General features: G+C 56.3%; 1 protein-coding gene. It reads right to left on the bottom strand.

Annotated elements, in window-relative coordinates:
* Positions 1 to 939, bottom strand: a 939-nt coding sequence (locus ACXJ5O_RS28345; RefSeq protein ID WP_457302819.1) for a sensor histidine kinase, incomplete at both ends; no start/stop codon positions are given.

Genomic DNA, 939 nt, shown 5'->3' with positions numbered 1-939 from the left:
CCTATGAGCGGGGTAGTGCCAAAGTCGCGCTCGAAACGGATATCGCTGCGGCTGACCTCCACGAGGAAGGATGCCTCGCGCAGAGCCTCGCGMAAATCCATCGTTTTGATCTCCGGCTTCGGCATACGCGCGAAAGAAGAAAATTCATCGACCATGCGGCCTATATCACCGACCTGCCGAATGATCGTTTCGGTACATTGGTCAAAAACTTCCCGATCTTCAGTAATCACCTTGCTGTAGCGGCGGCGCAACCGTTCGGCAGAAAGTTGGATCGGCGTCAGTGGATTCTTGATCTCGTGAGCGATGCGCCTTGCAACGTCAGCCCACGCAGACGAACGCTGCGCCTCAACCAGATCGGTGATATCATCGACGGTCACAACGTAGGAATGATCAATCGATTCAGCATCTTCTACGGTAATCTGGACGTTGAAGGTCCGCGCGCTGCCGCGACGCGACATGGTCACCTGCTCGCGATAAACGGAGCGGCCCGTTGCATGCGCGACTTCGAAAACCAGTCCTATCTCCGGAACGAGCGCCGTCAGGTTCTTGCCAATCGCGGTTGCCGGGTCGAGTGAGAGCATCGTTTCAGCAGACCGGTTGACAATGCCTATGACGCCATCGCCGTTCACACTGATGACGCCAGCGGTCACACCTGAAAGCACGGCTTCGGAGAACCGTCGCCGCTCATCAATCTGATCTTTTGCGGCAACGAGATCACTCCGCTGAGTCCCCAACTGCCGAACCATTGTGTTGAACGTCTGCGAAAGAGAACCAATATCCCCGTCATTGCGATGTACGGGAACCGAGACATCGAGATTACCAGTTGCCACATCATCAGCTGCACCAATCAACAGCCGAATGGGGCGCACGAGCCTGTCCGCAACCGCTATGCCAGTCCAGATAGCCGATAGGAGCAGCGTCAGGGTCAGGCCGAAATAC

Source organism: Phyllobacterium sp. P5_D12, assembly GCF_054049495.1.
Note: the sequence above shows the minus strand (reverse complement) of the source record. Positions and strands in the feature narration are given on the sequence as shown.